Source organism: Clostridium sp. DSM 8431 (assembly GCF_900116755.1).
Taxonomy (GTDB): domain Bacteria; phylum Bacillota; class Clostridia; order Clostridiales; family Clostridiaceae; genus Clostridium.
Genome location: NZ_FPBY01000168.1, coordinates 1 through 7,103, shown reverse-complemented (window position 1 = coordinate 7,103; position 7,103 = coordinate 1). Strand labels below are relative to the sequence as shown.

Genomic DNA, 7,103 nt, shown 5'->3' with positions numbered 1-7,103 from the left:
CCTCTAGTAGGGACTTCACCATCATTAATATCTGCTTTCTTAACTCAATCCCCAAGAGTAGAAGCAGCTATTCCTAAATTAGTAGCACATCTTTTCATATTCAAATCTTTATGTTCATGATAGTATCTTACTGCATTTTCTTTAAATTCCTTATCATACTGTTTACTCATTTCAATTCCTCCAATTCATCATATCTTTATTATAACTCTTTTTGAGAAATATCCACTTTTAACTTGTACTATTTATATTCTAGCTCCAAAGTACAAAATAATGTATGGACAAATTTTTTTATAAATAAAATTGAAGATATAAGTGAAGATGATGGATGGATAGATTGTGAAAAAGAAATATCTGAAATTATTAAAGCTATGGATTATAAAATAAAAATAGTATTATTTAAAAATTCCCATGGAGAAATGGAAAAGAAAATTATAAATAAGGTAAAGGATTTTAAGGCTAGAGAGTTTTTGGAATTATATAGAGAAAAAAGCGATTCTAAGCTATCTAATTACTGGGAAGGTAATGGTAGGGAGAAGTTTATTAAAAATCTACAGAAGGATCTAGAAGGGTTTATATGGTGTTTAAAAATATATCTTATGTATATTGTAGACAAAATAGAAACTAATATAAAGAATAAGGATATTGAAGGTATTTCAAATAATATAGATGCAGTTCTAAGCTTTAATTATACTGATACCTATAGAAAAATATACAACAACCATATTACCTGTAATTTTATTCATGGTGAGGCTTTTTCTAATATAAATAAAAATAGTATTGTATTAGGTATAGATGAATACCTTGATGATTCAAGTAAAAATAGTAATTTAGATTTTATATATTTTAAGAAATATTTTCAGCGTCTTTATAAGAAAACATCTTTTCAGTATAAGGTTTGGATAGAAAATATGAAAGCTGAAAGAAAGGAATTGCTATCTTCATTAATGAAGCTTGATGAAATGATTTCAGCTAAAGAGAAACTTATATGGGAAAAGGAAGGTCAGATTAATTTAGGCTATCATTTAAAAGAAAAGTCTAACCTTATTTCAAGAAGAAAAGAAATTATAGAAAGATTAAAAAAGGAGAATACTATATATATATTTGGTCATTCTCTTGATGTTACTGATAAAGATGTTTTAAGAAAGTTATTATTAGGATATGATGATGAAGATTTAAAGTGTGAAAATATAAATTATAATACAAAGGTTATTATTTTTTATCTAAATAAGGAAGTATATATGGAGCAGCTTACTCATCTTGTAGAAATTATAGGTCAGGATGAATTAATAAAAAGAACAACTGATCCTAAAAAAAGTATTATTTTTGTAGAACAGAAGAGATAAAAGCAAAAAGACGACTAAAGGTTAAGTCGTCTTTTTAAGGATTTTCGCCTGGTGTTCATTTTAAATAAGGATTGGTAAATTAAAGGTGAAGCGAAAATCCTAACGTTCCTCAAAAAAAGAGGTATAAGAGATGGAATATACATTCCAAAAGGTATAGGTGTAGAAATATAAATAAAATATATTTCTACACAATAATACCATAAAATATAATAAAAGTAAATATATAAGTGGAAAATTTACAACTTATTACGGAAAAACAAGATAATTTTAGGAGTGAGAGTATGAAAATTTATACTTTAGGACATTCAAATTATTCAATTGAGAAATTTTTAGATATACTTAAAACTTTTAATATAGAATGTATAGTGGATATAAGGGGAGTTCCATATTCAAAATATAATGTTCAATATGATAAAGAAATGTTAGGTTATACTCTTAATAAAGAAGGCTTTAAATATATTTATATGGGAAATGAATTTGGAGCTAACAGGCTCCTTGGAAAGGAATCTTATAATGAAGAAGGATACGCTGACTTTTCAAAAGTTATTTTAGAAAAATCTTTTAAAGAGGGAATTAAACGTCTAAAAAATGGATGTAAAAAAGGATATAACATAGTTTTGCTTGGAGCTATGCAGGAACCTATAAGATGTCATAGAAGTATACTTGTAGGTAGAGAATTAACTAATAAAGGATTTTGTGTTAAACATATATTAGATGATTTAACAGTTGTAGATCAAAAAGAAATTGAAAAAAAGATTTTAGATAAATATTATCCTAATAGGCATCAGATTAGTATTGATAGCCTTCTTGGTAATGAAAAATCGGAAGAGGAATTAATAGAAGAGGCATATAAAGAGGCAAATAGAGAAATAGGGAGAAGAGTAGAAAAATTAGATTAAAATAAACCAGCCTTTAAATTAATATAGAGGCTGGTTTATTAAATTATATTTCATTAACAATGTTATTCATATCAACGGCTATTTCATCAATATTTTCATAACGTTTAGTAATTTCTTCAATATTCTCAGTTAAGTTATTAATGCTTGCTGATATTTCTTCCATATAAGCTGCTATATTTTCAACAGAATCACTAACATCATTAACTTCATTTAAAGTTTTATTTAAATATTCTTCTAAAGTATTTGTTTTAGAATCAACTACAGTTGATTTATCAAGGATTCCATTAGAATTATTTCGTATTGTATTAAATAATTCACTTACTTCAATAGAATAGTTTCCACATGAATCTATTGCAGTTTTTTGATTCTTAACAGCAGTAGTAACTGCTTCAATAGTTTCAGAGAACTCTGAAAGCAATCCATCAATTTGAGTAGTAAATTCTTTTGAACTATCAGCTAAAGTTCTTACCTCTTCAGCAACAACTGCAAATCCCTTGCCAGCTTCACCAGCTCTAGCTGCTTCAATAGATGCATTTAAAGATAAAAGATTAGTTTGTTCAGTTATATCATTTAAAGTTACTAATATTTCAGATACCTGTTGATTTTTAGTTAATAGCATATTCATTGAAGCTACAACTTTATCTATATTATTACGAATATCAGAAACCGTATTACTTAAATTTGTAACCTTAGTTACTCCTTCTTTAACAATATCATTATTAAGGTTAGATAAATCAGTTACTTCTTTACTTGAATTTTTAACATCTATTATTTCAGTTACCCCGTCACTAATTCTATCTTTAATATTTTTTACTGTCGTTACTTCATCAACAGCTTTATTAGTAACTTGTTCGCTTGCTTCTAGCATTTGTTTTGAAGCAGCATTAGTTGATTCAATACTTATTTTTATATCTTTATTATTATCACTTAAATTAATAGAACTGTTTTTTGCTTTTTCTAATATCTTATCATTTTTGACTTTGTTTTGATTACTTTCCTCTATAGAAGTCTCTAGTTGATAATATACGTTGTGACTTATTTTTGAAAGTATGCAAAACATTATAGTTCCTAAGAGAATATATAGAAAAAGAAATGTTAAGTTTTGTATAGTATCAGTATTTGAAAAAATTTCATTTTTAAAATATAAAAAGAAGAAAATAATAAAACATAAGTTACTTATTCCTACTAATAAATTAGCACGTATATCTTCATACAAAATAATAATAAACATAGAATAAAATATTAAACAATAATTTGAAATATTAGGATTAGATCGTATTATATCTCCAACACAGATAAGTGTTGTTATACATAAAGCATACATAATATTTCGTGGACTTTTTTTCTTAAAATGTAATATAGCAATTGCAGGTAATGTTAAAAGTGAAGCAAATGCTAAAGATATACTTGCACTCGCAGGAACGTCAATTATGAAATTGACAATAATTCTAGCAATAATAGATGCTGACAAACAAATTAAAACTATTAAATTCTTAGTGTAAAGCACTTTGTTACTATTCATCTCTAAAACCCCTTTATAGCATAAATAAATTTTTTATATATAATTATTAATTAAACTCTTACAAGCATTGATGAAATAGTATGTCCAACACCAACAGAAGTGAAGAATACTAAGTCACCTGGTTTGATTTTTTTATCTAAAACACCTTGAGTGTAAGCAAAAAAAGGTGAACTTGTACCTGTGTAACCATATTTATTACCAATATAAATTCCTTTTTCTTTTGGAATATTGCATCGTTTTCTAGATTGTTCAAATAGAGAATAAGTAAATTGAGAAGCACACATCCAGTCTATATCATCTATGGAAAGATGATGTTTATCTAATATATCATCTAATGCTTCTTTCATACATTCAACTATTGCAGTTGTATTAGGATTAGTCCATGATGTTTTTGTAGAATCTCCACTATTATCAGAAATATTAGAAAAACCACATATAGGAAACATACATCCATAAACTTCTTCGGTTATAGTCCTATCTGAACATCCAATTACACCAGTATTTACATCATCTATATATTCAAGAATCAGAGCACAAGCACCATCACCAAAGTTTGCGAAGGTTATAGCATCATCTTGAAGAGTATGTACACTCATATAATCTGAGCCTATTAACAAAACATATTTAACTTCGCCATTTCTGTCATTAAAATAACGATTTGCAATGTCTAGCCCTCGAAGCATACCTAAACAATTAACATTTAAGTCAAAAGTTATACATTTTTTCTTTCCATGAATATGATTATGAATTATACAAGCCTGAGAAGGTACTGTAAATTCTGGATATTGACAAGCAAATATTATAAGGTCTATATCACTACCTTTTAACCCACTTTTTTTTAAAAACATCATCAGCAGCTTTTGACCCCATAGTTAAAGTGTTTTCAAAATTAGGATCACATATGTATCTGGTTTCTCTCCCAACAATATCTTTTAAGAAATGATTAATGTCTTTTCTTTTATTTTCGAAATATTCAGTATAGTAATCGTTTTCAATCAATTTACTTCCAGTTACAATACAAGAATCTTTTATTTTTAATGGCATAGATATTCCTCCCTAGAAAATATATCAATAATAATTAAAATACTTATTTAATAAAAAATGGTATATATATATTTTACAACTATATAATAATAAATATAAATTTATATGTCAATTGAGATGATAGTGCATAAATAAATTAATTAAAATATGTTAAATCATACTATAAATAAGATCTAATATTTTTCAAAATAGTCAAGTATTAATTCAAAGTTAAAAAAGATATTAACATAGTAACAATGTGAAAATCTATATAAAATAGAAAATTTTAATTGTAGTAAATATAGTATTAAAATATTAATAAATATACGCAATAAGTAAGAAGCAAGGAAAAAATTATTGAAGAAACTTATATAAAATGAGATAGAAAATATATAAAAGAGTAGAAGGTCCTAATAAAAAATATATACATCTATTGTTCTTTTTTATCCTAGTAATGTAAAATAATACTTGTATACATTTGAAATCTTAGGAAAAGAGGAAACTAATGATGTTTATAAGAAAAGACGTATTAAAACTAGCTCTTCCAATAATAGTAGAGCAGACTTTTGTAATGCTTCTTGGAGTATGTAACACAATGATGGCTGGTAATATAAGTGAAGAAGCTGTATCAGCTATAGGAATGGTAGATACACTAAATAATATATTTATTTCTTTCTTCGCAGCATTGTCTGTAGGAGCTACAGTTGTAGTTGCACAAAGAATTGGAAAGGGCAATATAGAAGAAGGAAATGAAACAGCTAAACAAGCTTTAGCTTCAGGATTAATTCTTTCATTAATTATAACATTACTTATATGGCTTTATAGAACAGGACTTATTAACACTTTTTATGGATCAGCTGATGAATTAGTAAAGATAAATGCAAAAATTTACATAGAATTTACTTTATTAACTTATCCTTTTATTGCAATAGAACAAATTGCCAGTGGAGTTTTAAGGGGAGCTGGAAATACAAAAACACCCATGAAAATAACTATATTTATGAATGTTATTAATATAGTACTTGGATATATTTTAATTTATGGTATACATGTTTTTAACTTAAATACTCCATCCTTAGGAATAGAAGGTGCAGCTTTAGCTATAGCATTTGCCCGATTTATAGGAGCAGTAATAATCATAGGAATTTTATTTAAAGGAATAGGTGATATTAAGATAAAAAGAACATCATCTTTTAAAATTAATTTAAAAACTCAAAAAGAAATTTTCAATATAGGAATTCCAGCAGGTGTAGAGCAGCTTTTATTTAATGGAGGAAAATTTATAGTACAAGTTTTTATAGTTACAATGGGAACAACAGCAATTGCATCTAATACTATAGGGATGTCAGTAGTTCAAATTCCAAATGTTATTGGGAATTCATTAACTTTAGCTGCAACTACCTTAGTTGGACAATATGTTGGTAGAAATGATATTAAAGGTGCTAAGAGTACATTAATATATCTAAATAATTTTGCAACTGTTTCTATGGTTTCCTTAGGATTAATATTTATCCCTTTAGCACCATACTTATCTTCCTTGTATACAGATAATATTGATGTAATTAATACTGCTTCAATGCTTATAAGATCAAATGCCATGGCTATGATAATATGGCCTATAGCCTTTGTATTATCAGCAGGACTTAAAGGGGCTGGAGATACAAGATATACAATGGTTACTGCTGTTATTGGTATGTGGGTTTTTAGAATTGGCTTAGGTTATATTTTGGCTATAAAATTAAATTTTGGTGTTCTTGGAATCTGGCTTGGAATGTTTTCTGACTGGTTTATACGTGGAGTATTATATTGTATAAGATTAAGAGGGACAAGCTGGCTTAAACATAGAGTTGCTTAGAAAATTGTAAAGAGAGATGTTTAAATTAATATGAGGCATTTCACTTTTTATGTATAAAAAATAAAATTTTTCATTGCTCTTAAAGTTTTTCAAAATGCAAAGTGTTCAATTTAAGAATAAATCTATAAAATTTATTTTTAAAACAAAAAGGGGCTGTAAAAAAAGTCCTAAAAATCAAACGACCATACTAGCTCAAAAGCTTGTATGGTTGTTTTTTTCATATACTTATATTTTTTCATCTTTAATTTTTAAAAATGGGTTCACTTAATAAACGTCTCGTTATAAATAAAAAAATTAAAGTAATTTTTATGCAACGAGCATTTCACGGTTTAATTTATTATTATATTTATAAAGATTATAACCACAAGAAATCAATGTGAGCTCAAGAATTACATTATCAAGTCCTCGTCTAAACAACCTTTTGTAAGATCTATTCCATTTTATTATTCCAAATGTCCCTT

Annotated in this window: 8 protein-coding genes; 3 read left to right on the top strand and 5 right to left on the bottom strand. The window is 26.5% G+C overall.

Annotation, left to right across the window (positions count from 1 at the left end; all coding sequences use genetic code 11):
* Window positions 1–44 precede the first annotated feature (44 nt).
* Window positions 45–170: a helix-turn-helix domain-containing protein gene (locus BM384_RS17430; protein WP_139232128.1), complete on the bottom strand. Its 126-nt coding sequence runs from the start codon at window positions 168–170 to the stop codon at window positions 45–47.
* Window positions 171–233: 63 nt separating this feature from the next.
* Between BM384_RS17430 and BM384_RS14005 the strand changes: the two genes are divergently transcribed.
* Window positions 234–1,343 carry an AbiH family protein gene (locus tag BM384_RS14005; protein WP_175537396.1) on the top strand — a complete coding sequence of 370 codons (1,110 nt, stop codon included), beginning with the start codon at window positions 234–236 and terminating at the stop codon, window positions 1,341–1,343.
* 281 nt (window positions 1,344–1,624) lie between these two features.
* Complete coding sequence (locus BM384_RS14000; protein ID WP_090014494.1) at window positions 1,625–2,242, top strand: DUF488 domain-containing protein; 618 nt, start codon at window positions 1,625–1,627, stop codon at window positions 2,240–2,242.
* A 43-nt stretch (window positions 2,243–2,285) separates the two neighbouring features.
* On the opposite strand, the gene BM384_RS13995 is transcribed toward BM384_RS14000, so the two are convergent.
* The 3 genes from BM384_RS13995 to BM384_RS13985 are packed head-to-tail and all read right to left on the bottom strand — an operon-like array spanning window position 2,286 to window position 4,808.
* Window positions 2,286–3,764, bottom strand: coding sequence for a methyl-accepting chemotaxis protein (locus tag BM384_RS13995; protein WP_090014492.1), 1,479 nt, complete (start codon window positions 3,762–3,764; stop codon window positions 2,286–2,288).
* 50 nt (window positions 3,765–3,814) lie between these two features.
* Window positions 3,815–4,615 carry a 3-oxoacyl-[acyl-carrier-protein] synthase III C-terminal domain-containing protein gene (locus tag BM384_RS13990; protein ID WP_090014490.1) on the bottom strand — a complete coding sequence of 267 codons (801 nt, stop codon included), beginning with the start codon at window positions 4,613–4,615 and terminating at the stop codon, window positions 3,815–3,817.
* Window positions 4,581–4,808, bottom strand: coding sequence for a hypothetical protein (locus tag BM384_RS13985; protein ID WP_090014489.1), 228 nt, complete (start codon window positions 4,806–4,808; stop codon window positions 4,581–4,583). Before BM384_RS13985 ends, BM384_RS13990 begins: the two co-directional genes overlap by 35 nt.
* Before the next feature lie 487 nt (window positions 4,809–5,295).
* On the opposite strand from BM384_RS13985, the gene BM384_RS13980 reads away from it, so the two are divergent.
* Window positions 5,296–6,642 carry an MATE family efflux transporter gene (locus BM384_RS13980; RefSeq protein WP_090014497.1) on the top strand — a complete coding sequence of 449 codons (1,347 nt, stop codon included), beginning with the start codon at window positions 5,296–5,298 and terminating at the stop codon, window positions 6,640–6,642.
* 306 nt (window positions 6,643–6,948) lie between these two features.
* Here BM384_RS13980 and BM384_RS18695 read toward each other — a convergent pair whose 3' ends face one another.
* Window positions 6,949–7,089: a hypothetical protein gene (locus tag BM384_RS18695; RefSeq protein ID WP_347455062.1), complete on the bottom strand. Its 141-nt coding sequence runs from the start codon at window positions 7,087–7,089 to the stop codon at window positions 6,949–6,951.
* Window positions 7,090–7,103: the final 14 nt, after the last annotated feature.

Excerpts from the sequence above, each read along its gene's own strand:
- BM384_RS17430 (WP_139232128.1), bottom strand. The coding sequence starts at position 170 with ATGAGTAAACAGTATGATAAGGAATTTAAAGAAAATGCAGTAAGATAC.
- BM384_RS14000 (WP_090014494.1), top strand. The coding sequence starts at position 1,625 with ATGAAAATTTATACTTTAGGACATTCAAATTATTCAATTGAGAAATTT.
- BM384_RS13995 (WP_090014492.1), bottom strand. The coding sequence starts at position 3,764 with ATGAATAGTAACAAAGTGCTTTACACTAAGAATTTAATAGTTTTAATT.
- BM384_RS13990 (WP_090014490.1), bottom strand. The coding sequence starts at position 4,615 with ATGATGTTTTTAAAAAAAAGTGGGTTAAAAGGTAGTGATATAGACCTT.
- BM384_RS13985 (WP_090014489.1), bottom strand. The coding sequence starts at position 4,808 with ATGCCATTAAAAATAAAAGATTCTTGTATTGTAACTGGAAGTAAATTG.
- BM384_RS13980 (WP_090014497.1), top strand. The coding sequence starts at position 5,296 with ATGTTTATAAGAAAAGACGTATTAAAACTAGCTCTTCCAATAATAGTA.